Annotated in this window: 19 protein-coding genes and 2 pseudogenes; 6 read left to right on the top strand and 15 right to left on the bottom strand. The window is 68.2% G+C overall.

Annotated features, from left to right (window positions below; all coding sequences use genetic code 11):
* Positions 1–394: 394 nt before the first annotated feature.
* Complete coding sequence (tpg, locus tag ACH4DZ_RS41215) at positions 395–952, bottom strand: telomere-protecting terminal protein Tpg (protein ID WP_398294377.1); 558 nt, start codon at positions 950–952, stop codon at positions 395–397.
* 7 nt (positions 953–959) lie between these two features.
* Positions 960–3,212, bottom strand: a complete 2,253-nt coding sequence (tap, locus tag ACH4DZ_RS41210) for a telomere-associated protein Tap (RefSeq protein WP_398294376.1) — start codon at positions 3,210–3,212, stop codon at positions 960–962.
* A 190-nt stretch (positions 3,213–3,402) separates the two neighbouring features.
* Between tap and ACH4DZ_RS41205 the strand changes: the two genes are divergently transcribed.
* The 3 genes from ACH4DZ_RS41205 (at position 3,403) to ACH4DZ_RS41195 (ending at position 5,844) form a co-directional block, all read left to right on the top strand.
* Positions 3,403–3,663 (top strand): type II toxin-antitoxin system Phd/YefM family antitoxin, encoded by a 261-nt coding sequence (locus ACH4DZ_RS41205; protein WP_398294374.1) that lies wholly within the window; start codon positions 3,403–3,405, stop codon positions 3,661–3,663.
* A complete protein-coding gene (locus ACH4DZ_RS41200; protein ID WP_398294372.1) occupies positions 3,660–3,905 on the top strand; it encodes a type II toxin-antitoxin system RelE/ParE family toxin in 246 nt (81 codons plus the stop codon). Before ACH4DZ_RS41205 ends, ACH4DZ_RS41200 begins: the two co-directional genes overlap by 4 nt.
* Positions 3,906–4,008: 103 nt before the next feature.
* Positions 4,009–5,844: a zeta toxin family protein gene (locus ACH4DZ_RS41195; protein ID WP_398294370.1), complete on the top strand. Its 1,836-nt coding sequence runs from the start codon at positions 4,009–4,011 to the stop codon at positions 5,842–5,844.
* Here ACH4DZ_RS41195 and ACH4DZ_RS41190 read toward each other — a convergent pair.
* On the bottom strand, positions 5,808–6,086 hold the full coding sequence (locus ACH4DZ_RS41190) for a hypothetical protein (RefSeq protein WP_398294368.1): 279 nt from the start codon (positions 6,084–6,086) through the stop codon (positions 5,808–5,810). The two genes, ACH4DZ_RS41195 and ACH4DZ_RS41190, sit on opposite strands and share 37 nt — an antisense overlap.
* 124 nt (positions 6,087–6,210) lie before the next feature.
* Here ACH4DZ_RS41190 and ACH4DZ_RS41185 point away from each other — a divergent pair, with 124 nt between their 5' ends.
* The 3 genes from ACH4DZ_RS41185 (at position 6,211) to ACH4DZ_RS41175 (ending at position 10,128) form a co-directional block, all read left to right on the top strand.
* Positions 6,211–6,726, top strand: a complete 516-nt coding sequence (locus ACH4DZ_RS41185; protein ID WP_398294366.1) for a hypothetical protein — start codon at positions 6,211–6,213, stop codon at positions 6,724–6,726.
* A 150-nt stretch (positions 6,727–6,876) separates the two neighbouring features.
* Positions 6,877–9,540 (top strand): ATP/GTP-binding protein, encoded by a 2,664-nt coding sequence (locus ACH4DZ_RS41180; RefSeq protein WP_398294420.1) that lies wholly within the window; start codon positions 6,877–6,879, stop codon positions 9,538–9,540.
* A 3-nt stretch (positions 9,541–9,543) separates the two neighbouring features.
* Complete coding sequence (locus ACH4DZ_RS41175) at positions 9,544–10,128, top strand: hypothetical protein (RefSeq protein ID WP_398294365.1); 585 nt, start codon at positions 9,544–9,546, stop codon at positions 10,126–10,128.
* A 388-nt stretch (positions 10,129–10,516) separates the two neighbouring features.
* Here ACH4DZ_RS41175 and ACH4DZ_RS41170 read toward each other — a convergent pair whose 3' ends face one another.
* The 12 genes and pseudogenes from ACH4DZ_RS41170 to ACH4DZ_RS41115 form a co-directional block, all read right to left on the bottom strand.
* A complete protein-coding gene (locus ACH4DZ_RS41170) occupies positions 10,517–11,125 on the bottom strand; it encodes a hypothetical protein (RefSeq protein WP_398294363.1) in 609 nt (202 codons plus the stop codon).
* 34 nt (positions 11,126–11,159) lie between these two features.
* Positions 11,160–11,699, bottom strand: a complete 540-nt coding sequence (locus tag ACH4DZ_RS41165; protein ID WP_398294361.1) for an RNA polymerase sigma factor — start codon at positions 11,697–11,699, stop codon at positions 11,160–11,162.
* Positions 11,700–11,707: 8 nt separating this feature from the next.
* Positions 11,708–11,944 carry a hypothetical protein gene (locus ACH4DZ_RS41160; RefSeq protein WP_398294359.1) on the bottom strand — a complete coding sequence of 79 codons (237 nt, stop codon included), beginning with the start codon at positions 11,942–11,944 and terminating at the stop codon, positions 11,708–11,710.
* 155 nt (positions 11,945–12,099) lie between these two features.
* The gene (locus tag ACH4DZ_RS41155; protein WP_398294357.1) at positions 12,100–12,279 is read right to left on the bottom strand and encodes a hypothetical protein; all 180 of its coding nucleotides are present in this window, start codon (positions 12,277–12,279) and stop codon (positions 12,100–12,102) included.
* Between the two features lie 110 nt (positions 12,280–12,389).
* Positions 12,390–12,605, bottom strand: a pseudogene (locus tag ACH4DZ_RS41150) (HNH endonuclease); the annotation flags it as partial.
* Between the two features lie 320 nt (positions 12,606–12,925).
* Positions 12,926–16,266 (bottom strand): annotated as a pseudogene (locus ACH4DZ_RS41145) (RHS repeat-associated core domain-containing protein).
* Between the two features lie 466 nt (positions 16,267–16,732).
* Complete coding sequence (locus ACH4DZ_RS41140; RefSeq protein ID WP_398294355.1) at positions 16,733–16,885, bottom strand: hypothetical protein; 153 nt, start codon at positions 16,883–16,885, stop codon at positions 16,733–16,735.
* Between the two features lie 83 nt (positions 16,886–16,968).
* Positions 16,969–17,634 (bottom strand): HNH endonuclease family protein, encoded by a 666-nt coding sequence (locus tag ACH4DZ_RS41135; protein ID WP_398294353.1) that lies wholly within the window; start codon positions 17,632–17,634, stop codon positions 16,969–16,971.
* A gap of 297 nt (positions 17,635–17,931) precedes the next feature.
* The gene (locus tag ACH4DZ_RS41130) at positions 17,932–19,173 is read right to left on the bottom strand and encodes a lanthionine synthetase LanC family protein (RefSeq protein ID WP_398294351.1); all 1,242 of its coding nucleotides are present in this window, start codon (positions 19,171–19,173) and stop codon (positions 17,932–17,934) included.
* A gap of 254 nt (positions 19,174–19,427) precedes the next feature.
* Positions 19,428–19,562: a hypothetical protein gene (locus tag ACH4DZ_RS41125; RefSeq protein WP_398294349.1), complete on the bottom strand. Its 135-nt coding sequence runs from the start codon at positions 19,560–19,562 to the stop codon at positions 19,428–19,430.
* A gap of 284 nt (positions 19,563–19,846) precedes the next feature.
* The gene (locus ACH4DZ_RS41120) at positions 19,847–20,776 is read right to left on the bottom strand and encodes an LD-carboxypeptidase (protein WP_398294347.1); all 930 of its coding nucleotides are present in this window, start codon (positions 20,774–20,776) and stop codon (positions 19,847–19,849) included.
* A gap of 580 nt (positions 20,777–21,356) precedes the next feature.
* Complete coding sequence (locus ACH4DZ_RS41115) at positions 21,357–22,556, bottom strand: ATP-grasp domain-containing protein (RefSeq protein ID WP_398294345.1); 1,200 nt, start codon at positions 22,554–22,556, stop codon at positions 21,357–21,359.
* Between the last annotated feature and the right edge of the window lie 28 nt (positions 22,557–22,584).

Here is a 22,584-nt window from a genome sequence, read left to right as displayed (position 1 = left end):
GATTGAGAACGTCAACTGCGTTACAGACACGGGATATTCCGACGCCTCGTTTCGCAGTTCCCAGGCGGTGGACACACCCGAGCCGCAGGGAGCCCTCTTTCAAGTTGAGCGCGGGAGCAGAGGGCGCGTACAGGTTGCACCTTCTCACGCAGGAAGAACGCGGCCATCTCCGGCGGGGAGACGATGAAACCCCCCTCTCGTACATGTGCGCCAGATCCTCGTCCCACATGTAGCCGGTCGGCATCCGGCGGTCTCGCGACGCTCGATGTCCGCGGCTGCCCGGACCAGCTGCTGGCCGATGCCCTGCCCAATTAGGTGTCGGCATCAGGTCCATGCGGGCGAGGCCCGGACCACAATGTGGTCCGGGCCTCGCGGGCTGTTCGGGCAACGGCCCCTAAAGATCGAACTCCAGATGCTCGATGTCTGTGAGGCGCACTTCCTCCAGCTGTCCGGCGCGGCGGCCGTTGTCCTGGAAGTACACCTCCTTGAGTGCTTCGGCCGCGATCTCCTTGAGCTCCTGGTCGGTGGCGCCTGCCTCCTGGGCATCGAAGAGGCGTGCGGCGTAGTGGGGCGGCAGCGCGATGGTCAGGTGCCGGATGCGGTCCTGGTCCGTCGATCCGATCGGTGCGGTGTAGCCCATGCGGGCGCGGGTGTCGATGACGATGCCGCCCGTCGTCGCCGCCTTCTCCCGGGCCTTCGCCCGGATCTGCGGCTGCCACCGTGCCTTCACCTCGCGCTCCAGGCGGGCGGCGAGGTCCGGGCGCGGCTTCTTGATCTGGTCCTTCACGTACCGCTCCACGGTGCGCTGGGAGACCCGCAGCATCTTAGCCACCGCCTTGGTGCCCCCCAGCTGCTTGACCAGGTACCGCATCTGCGCGCCCGCGCTCTTGGGCGCCGGGCGGGTGAACGCCTTCTGCACCGCGGCGTCCAGGCCGTCCCCGAACAGGCTCATCTCCTACCTACTCCCCGTTGTCGACGTTGGTGACGGTGCCGTCCTTGATGTACCGGGCGAGGTTGAGTTCCGGCGCGTTGAACTGCTCGCGGACGCCTTCGCCCCATAGCAGCTCCTGGGTGCCCTCCCACTTGACCAGGCCCGGGTTGATGCCGAGCTTGAATCCGCCCGGCAGCGGCTTGCCGTCCTTGTAGGGCAGGAAGTCCAGCGGCGATTCGCCGTCGACCGCGTACACGACGCAGTCGGAGAGGATCGCCACCGGGTACTGCCCGGTGAACGCCGCATGCCGGATCATCTTGCGGTGCAGGTTGATGCGGGTGCGGGAGATGACCGCCGCGCGGATGTCCGGCCGCCACGTCGGGCGGGACAGCGCCCGCCACGGCTCGCCGGACTTCCAGCCCTCGCCCCGGGGCCGCTCGCGCAGTTTGCCCAGGCCGCCCTTGACGGTCCCTTTGACCGCGTCCACGACGATCGCCAGCTCCGGGTCGCGCTGGCGCCAGCCGGACATCGCCGCCAGGAAGTCGGCCGGCTCCGTGTCCGCGTGGACGCCGAGGTCGGCCATGGTGGCGAGGAAGGCGTCGCGCAGGCGGTTGTACCAGGAGTCCAGGTAGCGGCCGGAGTCGTAGCGCACCCACGCCTCAAGCGGTGTGACGTCGTAGCCGAGCTCCACCGCGTACGCCACGGTCGGCGTCGCGTACCAGGCCGGGCCCGTCGGGCGCTCGCCCGACGGTGTGAACGGGCTCGGCAGCAGACTGCCGTCCAGGTCCACCAACTTGTCCTTGCCGACCTTCACCCTCGACAGGTCGACATGGGACAGGTCGACCAGCCACGCACCGGGCAGCTTCGCATCGAACACCGGAGCCTTCACCTGCGTCGGCGCACCGAGACCGACGGTCAGTCCGTTGGCTCCGGCGGCGAACGCCATGTTCACGTCGATGCCCACCAGGTGCCGCCGGGTGTATTCGGCGTCGGTGAACGGCCGCGCCCAGTCGTACGCCTCCTCGAACAGCTTCTCCGCCGGGGTCCGCGTGTGGAAGCGCGGCAGATCCTTCAGGAGCGGGTGCCCGTCCGGCGCCTCGCACGGTGCGCAGTCCACCGGGTCCTTGCCCAGCGAGCCGGGGTTGTGCTCGGAGTGCCGCTTACCGTCGGCGTCCGGTTCCGAGGCGCGGGTCGGCGGGTGGAAGCCGGTCATCAGCTCCAGGCTGGTGACGGCGGTGGAACCGCGCGGTGTCATCACCCGGGTCGCGTACACACCCAGGAGCCGGGCGAGGTCCGCCGGCGCCAACTGCCCGGCGTGGCCCCAGCTGCGGGGATCGAGCGCGTTCCACGACGGGATGCACAGCTGCACGCAGGCCCGCTCCGAACCGGTGGCCGGGCGGTAGATCCGCGCCCACGGCCCGAACCCCCGCTTCGTCAGCTTCCACTCCGCGCGGACCAGCTGCTTGATGACCTTGTGGCCCTCGGGGATCCGCCCGGCGAGGCGCTCCTCATCCGTGAGGGTGGCCGGGAGACCGTAGCGTTCCAGCGCGGACTCGGTGAGGACGATCAGTGGGTCGGCGTCCTTGCCCGGGCCGGACAGCTTCGGCTGACCGAGCAGGGCCTCCTTCAGCGTCCAATCGACCAGAGACGGGAGGGACTTGGCGGGCACGTCCAGGACCAGGCCGCCGACGCAGTACGCGAGGACCTGCCCGTCGTCGTCGTCGTCGACGTCGACGACGGCGAGCGGACCGTTGGCGAAGCGCGGGTCGGCGCCAGCCGGGGTGTTCGCCGGGGCCGCCTTCCTTGATGCCGGGCGACGCGACGTCGACGACGGCCTGGCGGCGGGCGCCGGACGCGATGCGGCGGCCGGAGCGGTGGCGGGACTGGGCTGGGTGTTCTGTTCGGTCGTCATGACCGCAGCCTCAGGCGCCGGACCTGTGGACAGAGTCCGCGCTTCCGGCGCCGGGGCGGGAGCGCCCGCGAACGTTGCGGGAACGGCCGTGTCCTGGCTGGGCGTTGGGGCGTTGACATCAGCAGCGGGGTAGAGCTCCGCGAGCTGTTTGAGCAGTCGTGCGTACGCCTCACGCTCCGGGCCGCGCGGCTCCGTCGGCTTCTTCACCGACTCCCAGGCGGACACCGTGGCCCGCCGCACCTTCAGAGCGCCGGCCACGTCGTCCAGCGTCAGGCCGTGCGCGACCCGCAGCCGCTTGCGCTCCTCCGCCGACGGCAGAGCAGAGCGGGACGCAACCAGCGCGTCGACCGCATCGAACATCTCGGACATGGAACACCTCCTGACCCACACCCTACCCTATGAACCGTAAGAATCGCGTACTTCGACCGTACGAATACCGTACGGGCCCTTCTGTCGGGTGAGGCGACGTGTCAGGCTGGCGTTCACAGTGGGGCCTGCTGCGGCACTGCCGCCACTATTCCGGTCTGTGCGAGGTGCACACTTATGTAAGGTGGTGTGCATGACGGAGACGACTTACTCGATCGTGGAAGCCCGCGCCCGCCTGGGCGCCATCGCACGCGAAGTCAGCGCCACCCGTGAACCGGTCGCCATCACCGACCACGGGCAGACCATCGCGATACTGGTCTCCCCCGCCGATGCCCTCGAACTGCAGGAGATGCGGGCCCTGGCCGCCTACCATGCGCGCCAGGCCCGCGGCGACGATGCCGGCGTCCCGCATGACGAGGCGTACCGCCGCGTGTTCGGCGGAGCTGAGGCGTGAGCTACGAGGTCATCTGGGAGCCCGAGGCCCTCGCTCAGGCGGAGCGGCTCGCCAAAGACGACCCGGCCGGGGTGCGTCAGGTGTTCACCGCCGTCGACCGCCTCACCGACGAACCGCGTCCCGACGGTGCGTTCGGCAGCGCCGACCTGCTGCGTATCCATGTCGGGATCTACCGCGTGATGTACGAGATCAGCGACCAGCAGGTCCGTGTCAGTGTGATCCACCTCGGACGCGTTCGCTGAACAGAGGGGGTGCGCTGACCGGCCCGGAGCTTCCCCGGGGCTGGTCAGCGTTCGTACGGCGGTGACAGGTGACGATCGGTACGGGCGAGTTCGAGGGGTTGCAGTGAAGGACGCGGACGTCATCCCGGTCGTGCTGGCAGCAGACCAGCACACGGAGATCTTGGCATCCCAGATCCTGCCGGCCTGGACCAGCGGCGCTGTCCCTCAGGAACGGCCCGTGGTGGTACTCGTCGCCGGGCAGCCCGGGGCCGGAAAGACCGAGATCGCCGACCTCGTCCAGGCGGTCCTGGAGCGCCGCGGCGGACCGGCCCGGGTCGGCCGGGACCTGTACAGGCCCTTCCACCGCCACTACGCCGACGCCCTGGCGGCCGACGTCCGTACAGCCGGAGCCCTGGTACGCCCCGACACCGCACGGTGGCAGGCCGCCGTCGAAGCCCACGTGCGCGAGATGGGCTTGGACGCCGTGGTGGAGTCGGCGCTCGCCGACCCGGACGAATTCCGCGCTTCCTCCCGCGCCTACCGCGCGGCCGGCCACCGCATCGAGGTGGTGGCGCTGGCCACCGCGGAGGCGCTGAGCCAGCTCGGGATCGTGGACCGCTTCCTCAGTGACGCCGCCGTCGGCGGCGGCCGGTACGTGTCATGGGAGAACCACGACACCTGCGCGAAGGGCCTGCTCGCCACGCTGGCCGTCATCGAGACCGAGCAGCTCGCCGACCGTGTCACCGTCCTACGGCGCGACAACACGGTTCTGTACGCCAACGAGCTCACCCCCGAGGGCAACTGGCGGCGCCGGCCGGCGGCGGACCGGGCCGTGCGGGTGGAGCGGGCACGGCCGTGGACCGCGCCCGAGACCGCCGCCTTCCGCCGCGACCTGGCCCGTACCGACCGGCGCGTGCACACCGAACAGGTAGGCGAGGACCGGCGCCTGGCGGTGCAGCGCGACAGCGAGCGCGCGGCCGCCTGGTCCGAGCCGGTCCGCCGCACCGCCCAGCCCACCGCGAGGCCGCCCGGGGTCGCCTACCACCGGCTGTCGGCCGATGAACACCGCTGGGTCTTCGACGAACTGATCACCCCGACGGTCCTGGCAGGCATCACGCCCCAGGACGACCCGCGCGCCGTGTACGTGATCGGTCAGCCCGGGGCGGGGAAGCTGCTGGCCGCCAGGATGGTCCGGCGGGCGATGCGGACCGGCACGGCACGACTGGTCGGCGACGACTTCAAAGCCTCGCACCCCGACTACTTCCAGTTGCTGCGCGACGATCCCCGCAGTGCAGGGGCGGCCATCCGCAGCGACTACCGGGCGTGGTTCTCCCAGGCGGAGCAGTACGTACGCCACCGCCGCGGCGATGTCCTGATCGAGGCGGCCCCCGGCAGCGTTCAGGAGTTCCTCGACAGCGCCCTGCCCTTCGCGGCCGACGGCTATCCGGTGGAGCTCGTCGTGCTGGCCGTACGGGCGGCCGACAGCCGGCTGGCTACCGCACTGCGCTACGCCCGGGCACTTCAAGTCGGCGGCACCGGCCGGTTCACCACGCACTTGGGGCACGACACCTGCTTCCAAGCGCTTGCCGATATCGTCACCGTCGCCGAGCGGCACCCGCAGATCGCGGCCATCACCGTGATTCGCCGGGACGGGCAGGCCCTGCTGCGCCACGAAACCGACGGCTCCCACCGGGCATCGTGGGCACTCGCCGCGGAACGGCTGCGCCCCTACACCGAGCAGGAAGCCATGGCATTCCTCCAGCTCCACCACGCGCTGCGCCGGGCGCTGCCCCGCCACCGGGCCGAACTGGACGACATCGCCGCGCTCGCACGGCCTCTGATGCCGCCCCGAATGCAGCCGGCCAGCATCGACCGGTCGCACCCGCCTGTCGGGCTCCTGCCCGTACGGCGGCAGACCTTGGGCTACGACTCCTTGAGGTCCCTCAGCCAGGCCGCGTAGACACTGGCGATCCGGGCCTCCTCCGCCGGACCGGCGGTCGCCAGCCGCTCCTGGTCGGCAAGCGCGGCCGCACGGCCGGCCTTCAGCGCGTCGATCCGTTCATCGTCGGGCACCGGAGCGCGGCGTTCCGTGACGATCTGCGCGTTGTACCAGCCCACCACCTCCCGCACGATGTCGTCAGCCTGCTGGTCCTCACCTCCGCCCAGGCCGGAGAAGTCGGGCTCATCTGGTGTACCGGGCATGGCACTCCTCCTTAACGATCATTACGAAAGCGTCATTGTCTCCTTCTGCCGTGACACGGCGATGACCATCCGAGGCGGGATCAACCACATACTCTGGGTGACTAGTTGCTGCCAGAATTGCCCCATGACCGACTGGGGAAGCTTGATCGGCGCAGGTAGCACGGCAGTGGTCGGGATCGCCGGCATCGTGGCGGCATATAAGGCTGGAACACGCCAGCAGGAGGCGACCCTGCAGGTAGCACGCCTCCAAGTGGAGAGCCAAGAGCGACTGGTCCGGGAGGAGCGTCATCAGGCCAGGCTGGAGAAGGCCTATATGCCGCTGCTCCACTACCTGTCGTCGGAACAGGCGGACCAGAGCCTCACCTTCGAGGATGTTCTCCGCCAGGCGTGCCCGACGGAAAACGTCGTGTTCCTCGCCTCGTGCGCCAGCCATAGCGTCAAGACAACGTATGACGAGTGGCGCGATGAACCCGACTCACTCGCCCGCCAGACGTTGGTGGCAGGCATTCATGCTCAGGTCAGGCGGGAGCTTTTGAACATCGATAACGATAACGGCGTCCCGACCGTGCGCAATCTACTTCCGCAGGTCCTGCGACTGCCTGATCCCCGTCGTACCACACGAGACAACACCGGCCACTGAACTGAAGGACAGTTTGCAGGCTGCCGCTACCGCCGGTCTAGCGAGAGGCCGGATACCAGCGGTCCGCAGGGGCGGATCACGTGTGGTCTCTCTCGTTGGGATGGGCCCCAAGTAGGTTGAACCCTAGGTGATCATCTTTCGGGGGTGGATGTGGCAGGCCGGGATCTCAGGGCCCTGTTCAGTACGAACGACCGCAGCGTGCAGGCCGCGGAGGCGTTCACGAACCGGTCCTCGCAGTGGGAGACGGTCGCAGCCGCGCTCACCGAGCACCTCCGGCACGTCAGCGCCCCCGGCTTCGACCCGGAGGACCTCGAGGCGCCCCGCAGCCATCTGCTCGTCTTCCACGGAGTGGGCGGGATCGGCAAGACGACTCTGTCGAGGACGCTAGAGGCGGCGCTCGCCGACGCCGGACGGCGGCCCTCCCAGTGGGGCGCACCGGGCTGGCCGGCCGACCGGATCCTGCCCGTACGCATCGACCTCGCCCGCTCCGCCGGCACCGACTTCGAGCAGGTCGTGCTGACGATTAGGGCCGCCCTCACCCGGATCGGGCGCGCGCTGCCCGCCTTCGACCTGGCATTGCGCCGCTACTGGGAGGCCAACCACCCCGGCGAGCCGTTGGAGGAGTATCTGCGCCGCGCCGGGCTCGGCTCCCGGTTCGGGCAGGCGCTGCCGCAGCAGATGCAGTCCGCGCTCGCCGACGTCGCCCAGGCGCTCATGCTGCCCGGCACCATCGGCTCGGTCGTCGGCCAGGTCACCGGCGCCCTCATCGGCGCGCTGCGCGAACGCCGCCAGACCGTACGGGCCCTGGCGGGCTGTGCCCGGCTGGCGGACCTGCTGGAGGCCGAACCCGACCTGGACGCCCTGTCCTTCTACCCGCACCTGCTGGCGTGGGAGCTCGCCCGCCTCCCCGAAGGCAAGAAGGTCGTGCCGGTCATCCTGCTCGACACGTTCGAGGACATCGGCGACCGCACCCGACGCGACCTGGAACGGCTGATCCAGCGAACGGTGTGGCTGATGCCGAACGCCTTCTGGGTGATCACCGGCCGCTCCCGCCTGCAGTGGGCCGACTCGGCTCTGCAGGGACAGCTCGACTACACCGGCCCCGCCGCCTGGCCCGGCCTCGCCCACACAGCCGTGCCCGCCGCCCGCACCCCCGCCCGGGCCCCCACCGGACGGCAGGTGCTGATCGGCGACTTCTCCCCCGAGGACTGCGACGACTACCTCGCCCGCCGCCTCACCCGCAACGGACAGCCACTGATCGGCGAGAACATCCGGCAGGTCATCACCGCCCGCTCACACGGCCTGCCCCTCTACCTCGATCTGTCCGTCGCCCGGTTCATCGAGCTGCGTCGGAGTAACAGCACCCCGCAGCCCGGCGACTTCGACCACGACTTCCCCGCGCTGATCGCCCGCACCCTGTCTGACCTCACCCCCGACGAACGCCACGTCCTGCGCTCGGTGAGCCTGCTGGACGCCTTCGACGTGCCCCTCGCTACGCGCGCTGCCGGCCTCGCTCACGAGGGGCCCGCCCTGCGGCTGACCGAACGGCCCTTCGTCCGCGACACCCCCTTCGGCCTGTGGCCCTTCCACCTCCACGGTCTGATCCGCTCCGCCGTACGCAACGCCGACGACACCACCGACGACCGCTGGACCGACAGCGACTGGCAGCAGGCCGCCCAGCGCGCCTTCACCACCCTGGGCGAACAGCACCAGACCGCCGACGGCCCCGGCCGGCTGCTGCTGATCGCCTGCCTGCGACAGGGCCTGCGCCTGGCCCGCGACCACCGCCTGAACCTCAGCTGGCTCACCCCCGCTGCCTGGACGTATGTCAGCGACTCCGTGTGGGAGCCCCTCGCCCCACCCGACACCGACACCTCAGCAGGACTCGATACGGCAGCCGACGCCCTGGTCGAACTCCTCAGCGCGCTCGCCCGCCGCCAGCACGAACACCGTGCTCACACCGTCAGCCGGCTCACCGCCGTCCTCGATGCCGGCCTGCTCCCCGCCGACCTGCAGCACATGGCCCTCTACTACCGGGCCAAGTCCCTGCGCGACACCGGCCGGGCCGCCCAATCCCGCCGCGACTACCAGCAGGTTGCCGACCAGGGCGGCCGCCTCGCCCCAGCCGCCCGCCGCGGCCTGGCCCACGTCGCACGCCTGGCCGGCGACTTCCCCACCGCCCTCGCCGCCGCCCAGACCCTCGGCTGGGAGGGACGCCACCAACGCGTGCTGGGCGACCTGCACTGGCTCCAAGGCCAACCCGAGCGTGCCGCCGCCTACCTCGCCGGACGCACCGAAGCCGAACAGCACGGCAAGGCCGGCGAGGCCGCCCACAACCAGGCCCTGCGCGCATTCGCCGTCGCGCTCTACGCCCCCGACCAGGCCACCGCAGAAATCGACCTCGCCCACCAGCTCCTGGCCGGCCTCAACCTGCGCGCAACCACCCTCAACGTCCTCCGGGCCGAACTCGTCCGCGACGCCGGCAGCGACAGCGTCGACCACCAGATCGCCACGCTGCGCACCGAACTCGACATCGCGGGCCTCACCTCGCTCTCACCCGCAATCGAGCTGGCCGGCGCCTTCCACCAGGCCGTCCTCGACGACCACACCGCACTGAACGCGACCCTCACCCGGCTACGCGAACAGACCTCCGCTGAAGAGCACGCCTACTTCGTCGACATCGCCCACTTCATGGCCGGCCTCCCGCTTCCGGCCGGGCATCACCCGCCAACCTGGCTCGATGGCGAGCAAGCCACCCGAGACCGGTGGCGTGCACTCGTCACCGCCCGCCGCGACTCGCGCACCACGAGGTGACCCATGGATGCCGGACTGGCGGGTCTTCTCGGTGGTGTCATCGGTGCGGCGGTGGGAGCCCTCGGGGCAGCCGGAGCGGCCTGCATCACTGCACGCAAAGCTGAGCAGCAGGCACGCGTGCAGGCCCAAACCCATTTGGTCCAAGCGCAGTTGCAGCTCCGGCTGGAACACTTGAACCAGCGGCGTGAACCCCGGGCTCAGTCCTACACCGCCGTGCTGTCCCTCGCCACCGAGATGCTGCAGCTACTGGAACGGGCGCTGGGCTGCCAGGAGATGAACGATGAGATCGGATTCCACGCTCTCGCCCAGGAAATGGAGGAGAAACTGAAGGGGTTCCAGCCCCTCTACACCCGGGTGCTCGTAGAGGGACCGGACTCCATGATCGAGCCGACTCGCGGCATGGAATACGCCCTCCACGAGATCCTCCACCCCATCGAGGACCCGTTCGGAGACTTCCACGACGGCGACGTCTCCGAATTTCGCAACACCGCCCAGCAAGCCGTCTGGGTGTTCACCGAAGCCGCCCGGAAGGCACTGAACGACGATGATCTGACGGCTCGCCTCACCGCACCGCTCGACCGGCCGTAGCGGCACCCTGCCCCCTGGTTGAGCGCAGACAGCCCGATGACCGCGGAAGGTCAGACGCTTGATCACGATGCTGCCGTTTGGGTCGCTGCCTCGTCCCGCATCGACACCGTGCTCAGCCAGCGACCCTGACTGCGGGGCCCGGTCCGTCAGGCGACCTCATCGGCCTGCACCAGGTGCAGCCTCGTACCGCGGTGTCGGGGGCGGTGGCATTCCCGTACCTCCTGGGACGTACGTGCTGGCGGTTCCTGATGGTCTTCGTCGTCGCCATGCTGCTGGCCGTAAGGGTCACGGTCAGCAGCATCGCGGGTGGCCCGCAGGGTGTGCGGCATCGTGCGGGCCGGGTCAGCACGGCCCGCTTTGGTGCACGGGCCGGCTGCAGTGCAGCTGGTCAGTTGGCCACGTTATCGCCGACGCCCCTGAACAGGCACCAGACAGCACGCTCCACGCGCTGGAGGCAGCCCGTTGCCCGGAGCCATTCCTCGACAAGATGCTGTGGCAGCTGAGTGCGCCCTTCCAGCATCGATGTGCCGATGCGTGCGGTCTGCTCCCGTAGTTCCCGGAATAGTGCGCGGACCTGCTCTCGGGTCAGGTTTCGCGCTTGCAGTCCGGTGTGCAGGCGTTGCAGTGCAGCGAGCACACTCTGCGCCCCGGCATGGACATCAGCGGACGGATCAGCACCGGACTGGACCCTTTCCACCATCAGCCTGATGTCTCGGAGCTGGGCGAGCGCCCGTTCAAGCCGAGCCCCCGGAGGTGTGGAACCAGGAGTGTCAGGGCTTGTCGTGCAGCCAGTAGATGCGGTCAGCTTGAGGGGTTGGAGGCCGTGGAAAAGCTCGCGGCACAAAGGAGCCAGGGCCGCGCTTCCGGCGCTGGTGTCGAGAGCGCCGACAACAGCACTCGTCAACTCGGTACGGTGACGGGCCAGCAGCTGGTCCAGGCGCTGTTCGGGATCGTCGCGGCCGCCCTCGCGGAAAGCGCGGTCGACGTGGCTGTTCATGTGCATCCCCCTTTGTGGAGGTTGAGGACGACGGTCAGAGGCCGAGGAGAGTGATCAGCCGTTTGCGGGCGCGGCTGATGTTCTGACGTACGGCGGCGGGGCTCATATCCAGATGTGTGGCGATTTCCGCGTAGGTGAATCCGTCGATGTCCCAGGCCATGACAGTGCGCATCGTGGGCGGTAACTGTCGCAGGGCGTCAAGAACACTCTGCTGGAACTCGGACACGGTCACGGTAGTCAGAGGGCACGTGCCGCCGGGGCGCTCAGGTACCGCATCCGTGGGCGTGATACGGGTATTGCTCTGGCGCCAGTAGCAGCGTTGGGCGGTCACACGTAACCAGGCCCGCGGATGCTCCAGCGTGCGCCACAGATCCGGCAGGAGTTTGGCGATAGCCTCGTGGGCGGCATCGGCCGCCTCGTAAGCGGTAGCGCCCTGATGCATGAGAAACACTGTGACCGTGTGCATCTCCTGCGTGTAAAAGACGCTGAAGTCTTCACGCCGGAAAGGGACAGGAGCGGCGCGGGTTTCCTCGGCCGCGGTGTCGACGGGTGAAGGCGGTTGCTCGACGGCCATGTCGCACCTCACCTCCCGGACTGGCCGGCAGTTGCGCCGCCGATCACGATGTCGATGTCGTGTTGCGCGGTCTTCTCGGTGAGCCGGCTGCCCGGTGGCAGCGACCGGGCCCGCTCTGACAGCCCCTGCTGGTTGAGTTCCGCACGCCGGACCTGCGCGCGCAAGGTGATCCAACGGTGGCCAAGACTGAGGATGTACCCGCCCGCGGCAAGTCCCGCCGTGGCCGCTGTCGTCAAGAGATCCATACCCCCACCTGAGCTCGATGAGACGGCGTCCGTCACGCCGCGTTCCCTCTATAAGCGGCCAGAGCACCTTGTTGTGACACGGAAGCCCAGAGGCTGCGCACTGATTCGCCTTGGCCCCGCCATCATGTTCGTGGCGGTGGTCGTGCCGCAGCCGCCTACAGGCGGCTCTGCACCCAGAACGTGGCGAGGCCGGCCGCGCCGGAGCCCAGGCCGTAGCAGGCGCCGCGCAGCAGGAGGCTGACGGCGGCCCGCCGCCGCGGCCGGGCCCATCGCACGAAGCGGTGAAGGATCGTCGGGTCCTTGCGTGCGGGGCGGCTCTCGGGGCTATCGTGCATAGCAGGTGTTCCTTTCATCGGGTGCATCGTTGCGAGGAGCCCTTTTCGACCGTGGCCTAGGAACCGTGGGGTCGGAGCGGGGCTCCTTTGCTTTGCGCCTGGGCTGGTCACTCGCGGCGCTGCGCCGTCCAGGCGGAGGCCCCGCTGTCCCAGGTTTCTGCCAGGGGCACCATGCGGTCGATGTCCAGGCCCGACCCGGACGTCACTCACATCGCGTCGTAGTAGGACCACCAGCTGCCGCCCCGGAGCCAGCAGTTAGGCCCGATTCGGGGTGCTTCGACAGCTTCCGCGATGAGCACTTCCGCACGCGTGGTGCACCGGTCGGTTCAACAACAGTGACTGCGTGGGCAAAATTCTGCACCACGACGTGCGTGTGCCCCGGACCAACGAGTCCGGGGCACACGGGCTGTCGTGAGTGCTGTCTGAAGTAGCGCTCAGCGGTTTGAGCGTCGCGAGAATGAGGCGATCAGCAGTCCTGCGACAGCGCCCGCAGCTCCAAAAATTACGACGGCGCCGAGCACGGTGCCGTTGAGAAGGCCACTTGCAGTGGCCACAGCCCCGAGTGTTGCTGCGACAGCGGCTGTGCCGAGGGCGGATGTCATAAATCGAACTGCCGGACTCATTTCGCCTCCAGGCTCATCATCTGTTATCCGAAAAGCAGGGAACCGACCGGTCCTGCGAGCCCACCCGTCAGTCCTCCGAGCGTTCCATTCACTCGTTCCGCCTGAGTTCCCCCGGCGATGGTTGCTCCTGCCGCCCCCGCGCCCGCGCCCCAGAGGCCAGATGTGACGACTCCTGCAGCTACACAGCCGATACCGGCTGTGCCGGCACAGGCCAGGCCGACGGCAGCAAAAGCTGCAGCGCCCGCCAATGTGCCCGCCACTATGCCGACAGTGTCGGCGAACGAGAACAGTCCGCTGGGGTCGATGCGGTTGACGGGGTCGCCTTCGGCGTAGAGGTAGGGGTTCTTCTCCTGGCCGGAGGGGTCGGGCTGGGTGAAGCGGCCGATGTTGGGGTCGTAGTATCGGGCGCCGAGGTGGTACATGCCGGTGGGGTCCTGGTGGCCGCCGGCGAACCGGTAGGGCTGGGAGGCCCCGGCCTTCTCGGTGGTTTCGGCGCGGGTGACGCCGCGAGGGCTGTAGGAGTACGTGTTCACCTTCGTGCCGCTCTCGTCGGCGAGCGCGACGACGGAACCGAGGGCGTCGGTGAGGTAGTAGTACGCCTTGCCGTCACGGGTCATGGAATTGAGCGTGCCCTCGGCTTCGCGGACAAATCCCGTGTCGACACCGGCGGTCGTCTCCGCGGCCAGGCCGATGGGGCCGGGGTGGTAGTAGGTGTCGCCCAGGCGCAGGCGTTCGCTGGAGTCGGTGGAGCCGTATTCACCCGAGTAGGTCTTGCCGCCGACGGTGAGGGAGGTGAGCTGGGAGAAGTCCGACCACGTCTCGGCAGTACGCGTGCCCTCGGGGGTGGAGGCGCCCGCGGTCTCGTTGCCGGCCTTGTCGTAGGACCAGTTGGTGGTCGAGCCGTTCTTGCTGGTCAACTGGGAGGCGTCGTCGTAGGTGTAGGTGGTGCCGCGGGGGCAGCCAGGCTCGACACCCTGGGAGGTGAGGTTGCCGGCGGCGTCGTAGCAGTACTGCCAGGAGGAGTTGAGAGTGGTGCCCTTCTCCTCCTTCGCGTAGGAGAAGCGGCCCGCGCTGTCGTAGCTGTAGGTCGTCTTCATCCCCGAGACCGCATCCGTGCTGGTGCGGATCTTCGCTCCGTCCTTGCCCGCGTTGGCGTAGCTGTAGGCGAGGCTGACCAGGGTGCCCTTCGACGAGGTGGCCTTGATCGTCTTAGGTCGGCCCGACTCGTCCGGGTCCATCGTCTGTACGGTGCCGCCCGGATAGGTGGTCTTCGTGCGCGCGTCGTTGCTGTTGTACTCGTAGGACGTGATCCGTCCGGCCGGGTCTTTGAGGGTGTCCAGGCGGTTGGCCTCGTCCCAGGTGTAGTCGACCGTGCCCTGCGGATCGGTGTAGGTGTCGACGTTGCCGGCCGGAGTGTAGGCCAGCACCGTCTGGGAACCGTCCTGCAGGGTGCGGACCCTCTCGCGCGAGAGCGGGTCGAAGTCGTACGCGATGGTCCCGATGTCGTCGGTGCGCTGCTTGAGGTTGCCGTCGCCGTCGTAGGTGTAGGTGACGGTCGTGTTAGTGGTGGAGACTTCCTTGACGCGGTCGCGGTGGTCGTAGGTGTAGACGCTCTTGATGCCGCGGCCGTCGATGGCCGTCTCCGTGCGCCCCAGCGCGTCGTAGGTGTAGGTGACCGGGTTCGCGTTCAGAGGTGCTGGCGGGGTGACCTTGGTGAGGTTGCCCTTGGCGTCGTACTGGAACGAGGTCACCTTGGAGCGGGCGTCCTTGGCCGTGCAGCGCTGGCCCTCGAAGCCTCCGCAGGTGGGGGTGGCCGGGTTGTAGGTGAAGGACCGCGTGCCGCCGCCCGTTCCGGTCACCGCCACCGACATGGTGTTGCCGGCCGTGTCGTACTTGTAGTCCGACTTCTCGCCGTCGGCCGTGGTCATGCTGCCGGGCAGGTCGGAACCGGCGATCGTCTGGTAGCCGGTCACCGTCGAGGTGGCGCCGGTGGGCAGCTTGGCGGACGTGGGATTGTTGCGTCCGTCCCACCCGTAGGTCGTGACGTTGCCGCCCACACCGCCCACGCCCATCGCGTCGGTGGCTGTCTGCACGTTGTTGTTCGCTTCGTACGTGCGCGAACGCTCGTGCCCCAGCGGGTCGGTGACCTTGGAGACTCTGCCCTCATTGTCGTGTTCGTACTTCGTGGCGTTGCTCTCGGGGTCGGTGACCGTGGTGGTGCCCGCCGCGAAGGGGTCGGTGGCGCTGTAGGCGTAGCGGTAGGTGGGGCCGGTGTGGCCGGTGTCGTTGAACTCGGTGGCGCGCAGCATGCTGGTGACGCGGTTGGCGGCGTCGTAGGTGAAGACGGTGACGCGGCCCTCGGGTGTCGTGATCTTCGTCAGGCGGCGGGAGGAGTCGTAGTCGAAGAGGGTGGCCTTGCCCTCGGTGTCGGCCGTCTTAACAAGGTCGCCGGCGGGGTTGAGGTCGAAGACGGCGGTGCGGCCGGTGTGGTCCTTGGCCTGCCACTGCGAGGCGTCCGTCTTGACCAGGTCGACGGAGCGGCCGGAGCGGGTCTCGGTGAGCTTGAAGCCCTTGTTCTCACCGCCCTCGTCGTGCTGGGTGACGGTGATGACACCGTTGTTCTTGTCCGTGACCTTCGTCAGCGTCCCGTACTGGTTGTAGGTGTCCTTCGATCCTGACTTGCGGTCGGTGAGGGTGAAGGTGCCGTCCGCGTTCTTCTTCAGGTCTTTGGAGTACCCGGTGGGCGTCTTGAACGTGCCGTCGGTGTTCTTCGTGAACGTCCACGACGCGCCGGTGGAGTCGTAGTGCACGAACTCCGTGTCGCTGACCTGCGCGTAACGCTCGTACGTCTGCCACCAGCGCTGGGAGACCTTGCCCCAGGGGGCGTCCAGCGAGTTGTAGGTGCGGGCCAGCTGAAGTTTCTGCCCGATCCCGGCGACGTCGAAGTCGGTGGCGGCCAGCATCAGGTTGCCGGTGGAGTAGTCCACCCGTGCCACCAGCGAGTCGCTGACACGCACGTCCGTGATCTCGTGCCAGGACACGTCGCCCTGCCCCTCGGGCACGTAGGCCGCCGCTGCCGCCGCCCGGGCGGACCCGCCCGCCGTGCCCGAGCCGGCACCCGTGCCGGTGGGCGAGGTCGCGCGCTCCTTCTGCGCTTTGCGCCAGGCTGCCCGCTCCGGTGACAGGGGGCCTCGGCCACCGGCTCGGCCGGCTTCGTCTCGCCGACCTTGACCGCCGGCGGGGTGGCCTTGCCGGTGTCCTTGCCCCACACAGAGACCGGCTTGGGGTCCGCTGGATCGGCGGCCGGGGCCGCTACGGCCGGTACCGCGCTTGCGGCGAGCGACAGCACCGCCGCAGCTGTTATGAGGCTGTGTCTTGTGCGGAAATGGGCATGACTGTGCGCACGCGAATGCGACATTTCCCCCCCAGGGAAAAGTAGGCTCAGTGACCCCTTCGGTCACTGAGTGCACACAGCATTCACCACAGAGGAATCGAACGGCCGGTCGTTCCCCCAAACAAATTTTCCATGTGTCGATAACGCGCCAAGAGGAGGACAACCCTTAGATACAGGCCTCATGCGGACATGTTGCAGTGAATATGCCCCTGTCCTGCCGCGACGCTGAGCCACCTCCCGGGCAACTGCCGTGGCGGCATCCGGCGGACGCCATCTGCACCCATGCATGCTGGCAAAAAACCGACCGGGCAGCCTGGCAATGTCCACAGCGGCCATTCACGGACTCTCGCGGTCTGCGACTGCGGCAGATCGTCACCGGCATCAGCGCGTCGTGCCGTAGAGGGATCAGCCGTGGCCACCAGCCGGTCGGCGAACACTAACTGTTGGCGGGCATCGGCACCCGCGGCCCGCTGCCTGGCCCCACCTCGCGCAGCAGGTCGGCGGGCGCGATGTCCGGCCACTGGTCCAGGATGCTTCCACCGATGGCCAAGACGTCCCAGGCCCGGTCGGCCGTCAGGCCATGAAGCACCCAGGCGAAGCCGCTCGGCTCCCGCCGGTCCCGTCGCGCGGCCGCGGTACAGGCAGTCCGCTTCGCTTTCTGGGCGCCGGACGCTACCCGGCGGGCTCGTACGTCACGGATTCCAGTGGACAGCCGCCGGCGACGTCCCGCAGGGCCGCGAGTTCACCGTCGTCGACGGTGAGATCCCAGCGCAGCTTCGTACCCACCCACTGCGCGGTGTACGTGCAGCGCACTGCGGCGCCAGGGGCGGGCGGCAGCCAGTCGGCCGGGTCCTTGTCACTCTTGCTGCGGTTGGAGCTGCCCGTGACGGCCACCAGCGATGTTTCGGCGCCCTGGTCGTTGGCGTAAGCCTCCCGCCGGGCTGCCGGCCAGGCGGAGGCCCCGCTGTCCCAGGCTTCCGCCAGGGGCACCATGTGATCGATGTCCAGGCCGGACGCGGAAGTTACCCAGGTCGCGTCGTAGTAGGACCACCAGCGGCCGCCCGTCAGCCGGCAGGCGGGGCCGATCTGGGGGGCGTCGACGGCCTCGGAGATCAGTACCTCCGCGCGGGTACTGCAGCCGTCGGAAGGATTCTGGCCGGCGTTCCAGTGCTTGAAGGATGTGCGCTGATATCCCTCCCGCGACTCGGTGCCTACAGCCAGGCGCTCGACGGCCGCGGCGAGCGGCACGCTCTGCGCGGCGTGGGCCGGCGGGGCGGCCGCGTACGGCAGGACGATGAGGGCGGCGGCCGCAAGGCCCCGCAGAGCAGACTTGATCATCTGCTGTTGATAGCGGCCGACCAACCGCGACATGCGGCAGTCGCCCTGCAGGTCACCCGCGCGGGGAGAACAGTCGTACCGGAGAAACGAACCTGCGCCCGCCAAGCGCAGATCACCTGTGCGGCGGCGGTTGCGGTGTCGCGTGGCATTGGTGCCACGACCGCGGTCACGGCGCGGTCGTTCCCTCAGATGTCCAGGTGGGTCAGCTGCAACTGGGCCGTCTGCTGGGGCTTTTCTCCATCCCGTGAGGGTCCGCTGGAGACCGTCTGTGAACCATCTGCGGCACCCACTGGGCGCTCAGGCGGTGGGTGGGTGGTCCGGGAGGGGGACGGCGTAGTGAGGGTCGCGGTTGGTGGTGATGCGGGCGTGGCGCAGGAGTTCACGGATGATGCCCGCGTTGCCCATGGCCCATCCGGTGGTGGGGGCGAGGTCACTGGGTGTGTCACGGTGTTCGACGTTGGACCAGCGCACGCCCTCGGCGTCGGTCGTCGCGCGGGCCGCGAGGTCGGCGACGAGGAGGTCGGCGAAGTCACGGCCGTCGCCGCGTTCGACCTGGCGGTCGCAGGCGAGGGCGAGGACGCCGGCGGTGCCGCAGCAGCGGCCGTTGTTGTCCCAGAAGCCGGGGCGGATCCGTTGCGGGAGGCCGGAGTCGACGAGGGTGTGCCAGCAGCGGTTGGTGAGGGCGGGCCAGGCGGGATCGTCGGGCAGGACCCGGGCCAGCAGGCGGAACGCCTGGGCGTCGCCGGCCGGGCCGTGGCACCAGCCGTAGTTGTGGCGTTCGATCCGCTCGTGCTGCTGTTGCGGATCGGAGTACGGGACGAGGAAACCGCCCGGGCCCGCTTCGTTGCGGGAGACGACATCGGCGGCACCGGCCAGTGCCAGGTCGACGAGGTCGGAGCGGTCGGCGGCGCGGCCGACGGCGCCGAGCGCGTAAACGATGCCGAGGGTGCCGTGCGACAGGTGGAGCATGCGGTGGACCCGTCCGGTCTGGACCTCCCACTGCACCCCGGCCGTGGTGGACTCGGCCGTGCGCGCATAGCGGTCGACGGCCAGCTGGGCGAGGTCGAGATCGCCGCACTCCAGCGCGGCGAGCGCTATGCCGGCGTTGCCGATCATCAGCTCGAACCAGTCGTTCCACCCCGCGCCGTCGTAGCGGGACCGCAGAACGTCCAAGGCACGGCCGGCGGACGCCCCCGCCGCGGTGTCGCCGAGCACACGGTGCACGCCCCGCAGGGCGACAGCCATGCCGGCCACTCCGGTGTAGAGGCCGCTGTCCTCCCAGTCCTCGACCGCGGCGGCGACACCACGGGCACCACGCAGAGCCATGTCCGCGTACCGGTCGTCGGCGAAGTACCGCCACGCATCGAGAAGAGCCGATATCACCCCTGAGCTTCCGTTGTACAGCACCGGAGTGACTTGCTCGTCGATGAGAGTGTCTGGCCAGGCCACACCGTCACCGGTGTCCCGCGCAGCCTTCATCAGCCATTCAAGGGCCCCGGCAGCAAGCGACTCCACGTCATCCGACGCAACGGTGATCATCTGCCCAGCGTTCCACAGCGCTGAGCCGCCCCACGACCCACATCTAGCCGTCTCCGGTCCAGAGACTCCCCAACGTCGTTGCCAGCTGAAGAGCTCAGGTCAGTTGAGCAGGTGTGATTAATGTAAGCAGCTGAGTAGTAGCACTGGTGGCTGGGCAGGGGCTTCCCCGCCCAGCCACCAGTCACTCTTGTCAGCGCTGGTATTCAGATGTCTGCGAGACGGCCGGGTCCTGTCGCCGCCTGGCGATACTGCCGTTACGGCTGCAGAGGAATCGGGATGTAGATGATGGGCTGCAGGATTTCGAGTCGGGCCGGGTAAGCCCGGACGACCTGGTCGTACAGGTCGGCCACCGATGGTGTCCTGATGGTGATGACCAGAGCGTAGGACACTTCGGTAGCGGTCCCGGCTCATCAGGCCGCACGCGCCCTCCGGGGCGAGCGGGTTGCGGAACGGCGCCTTCGGGCGGGTGAAGGTGACGCCGGCGTCGGCGAGGGCCTGGACGTACTCGCCGACCGCGTCGGCGAACAGTTCGCTGGCGCGCTCCTGCTCGATCTCCGTCAGGACGGCGGTGCCAGGCCCGGAGCAGGCATCGTTGCGGGCGTGGCAGGTAACCGTGACGGAGCAAGACGAGATGACGTGGACGCACCCGAACGCCACAGTGGAGTTGCCTGCGCTAGGCGCGCAAGCTCAGCACGCCAGATGTCGCGTCAAGTCCAGCGTGTGCGCCCAGAGGCACGGTCATCTGGGTCGGTCCATGGCCGAAGGGCAAGCCGGTGACGACGGGGATGCCCAACTCCCCCAAGCGGTCGAACAGAATCTCGTCGATCTGTTCAGCAGGTCGGCAATCCTCCCAGGAACCGCAGGCGATGCCCCGAGCCTGGTCGAACCAGCCGCCTCGGACGAGTTGCGTGAGCATCCGGTCGATCCGGTAAGGACTCTCCTTCACATCCTCCAACAGGACGATCGAGCCTGCGGCCGAACGGAACTCGGGGGCCCCGGCGAGCGAACAGATCAGAGTGAGGGTGCCGCCGGTGGTCACTCCCTCAGCCTTGCCAGGCACAATGCAGGTGCCGCCCGATAGCTGAGAGGACTCGCCTGGAGCGAACAGGCTGTTGGCGAAGCTGCGGACGGTCTGCGGACACGGCCTTGGCTCGCCGAGAATCGGCCCGGCGACGACCGGGCCGTAGTAGGTACGCATGCCAAGATGCAGCGCCAATGCTCGGTGCAGGGCGGTGATGTCGCTGGAGCCCACGAAGGGCTTCGGAGGATTGTCGGCAGCAACCTTTGCAAGCTGCTCCCAGTCGAGAATGTCGAGCAGGCGTACGGATCCGTATCCGCCGTGCGCGCAGAGTACGGCCCGGATACCCGGGTCGGCCAGTGCCTCTTCTAGGTCGCTGGCGCGCTGTGCGTCTCCAGCAGCCAGATATCCGCGCACTGGCCCCAGGATGTGTCGGCCGAGCACGGGCTCTAAGCCCAGGCCCCGCAGTAGTTCAAGGCCACGTTCGAGGCGTTCCGGGCGGACTGGTCCGGCGGGTGCGATCACCGCCACCTTGGCACCGAGAGGGACCGGGGCGGGGTTGGTCGATAAATGTTCATGTGGCACGCGGCGAACTCTACAGCGTGACGCGGTCGTGGATCTTGGCGTGCGGCTGTTTGTGCTCATGAAGCGGCGTCAGTTTCATCGGAGCATGGGACGCGAGTTTTGTGAGGCGTTACGGGACTTGTGGAGGTCGCGGATCTCCCTGTACAGGCTCGCCGGGCAGGACCAGTGGCATGTGTATGACGACCGCCGCGCCCACAGCTGAGGGGGTGCGGCGGCCGTCTCTGTCAATACCACTGGGCCACCGACAAGTACTGACCACGCACGCGGCGTTGGCGCCGCAACGAGAGGCCGCCGACACAGCCCGCCTGACGGCCGCAAGCCCACATCGCCCGTGGTGTGTACGGATCGTGCTCTTGGTGTGCGCCCTCGCCTGCGCGGTGTGACCAGGTCGTCCCGGTCGACAGGCGAGGGCGTTGGGCCGCTCGCCGCAGGCCTTCCTGCCCTCGGTCTCCCAGTCCTCGACGGGGCGCATCGAAGCTCCGGTCGGGCAGGGCGACTTGGCAAGGTCACCCAGCTTCAATGCGTATATGGCGGGTCATCGACATATCAACGCACGACCGTGCCCTGCCCAGTCCCGCTGCTATGGATTTTCAACCGAAATAGTGACGCTGGCTTCATACTCGGCGAGGAGAGCAGCCACCCCCGTGTAATCGTCCGCCTGTACCGCGATGGATCCCACTCGAGCCTTCGAATCGTCCAAAGGCAGAAGGAGCTGACCGGGATCTGCGGTCCAGCTCACTTCGATAACGCCAGGTGACCCCAGGGATGGCATTCCGTCAATCTTCACGTACCGTCCCGTCGGGTGCTGAATGAATGCTATGCCAGCGGATCCCGTGCTGTCTTTAACCGGAAGGTGGAGCTTCCCTTGCAGGCCGTCCACCCAAGCGCGGGCCAGGTTAATGCCCATCGCCTTCCGGATCAGCAGAGAAATCGAATCCCCCGGATACCTTACGGCAAACTCGATCGGCCAGCACTGGGAGCCATCCTTTTTCCACTCTGCGTGCATCAATCCGCGCTTGATGCCGACAGCTTTCGCCAGGGTAACCTGGGCTTCAATCAATTCTTGGGATTCCGCGGCGGACAACGGGGCAGGTACGATGTGGCGTACCGGGGTGAATCGTCCGCCACCCACCACGGTCTTCTCAGTGATGTTGTGGAATGCCTCCCCGTCCGAGAAGACCGACTCAACGGAATACTCCTTGCCCGGGACCCAGTCTTCGATGATATATATCCAGTCAAGGTCCCGATCGATACTCCCGCTGCCTTCTTCCGCGCTCGTGGCAACACGCCAGGCATGGTCAATTTCCTCCAGGTGGGAGATCTGGACCACACCGATGGATGCGTGCCGGTTGGCGGGCTTGAGGACGACAGGATTGCCGTCCCAGAAGCGCTTCACGTCAGCTGAACTGCGGACGATTTCGCTTCGAACGGTCGGAAGGCCGCTCTCCTCAAGCACCCGCCGCAAGCTTGACTTGTCGGTACTCGCCTGGGTGGCGAGGCTTCCCGCGCTGGGGAGCGCGTATTTGTCGCACAGCCACTGTGCTGCCAGTGCTCCATATTCACGCCCGGCCAAAATCACGTCGAACGGGGTGGTCTTCCAAAGCCGGGAGACCACCTCTTGGTAATCAGCATCCTGCTGGTACCTGGCCTCGACGCTCGGGACCGTAGAGGGTACATCCGAAAGGAGGCTCGGTTCCTCAAGTACCGTGACGGACACTTCGGGATCCTCCATCAGGTCACGACCGAGTTCCGAGTACCAGCCGACCATAAGAATCTTCATGGGTTTTCTACCTCCACCTGGTTTGAAG

The organism is Streptomyces sp. NPDC017991 (assembly GCF_044328075.1).
GTDB lineage: Bacteria > Actinomycetota > Actinomycetes > Streptomycetales > Streptomycetaceae > Streptomyces.
This window is presented reverse-complemented; position numbering and strand designations above follow the sequence as displayed.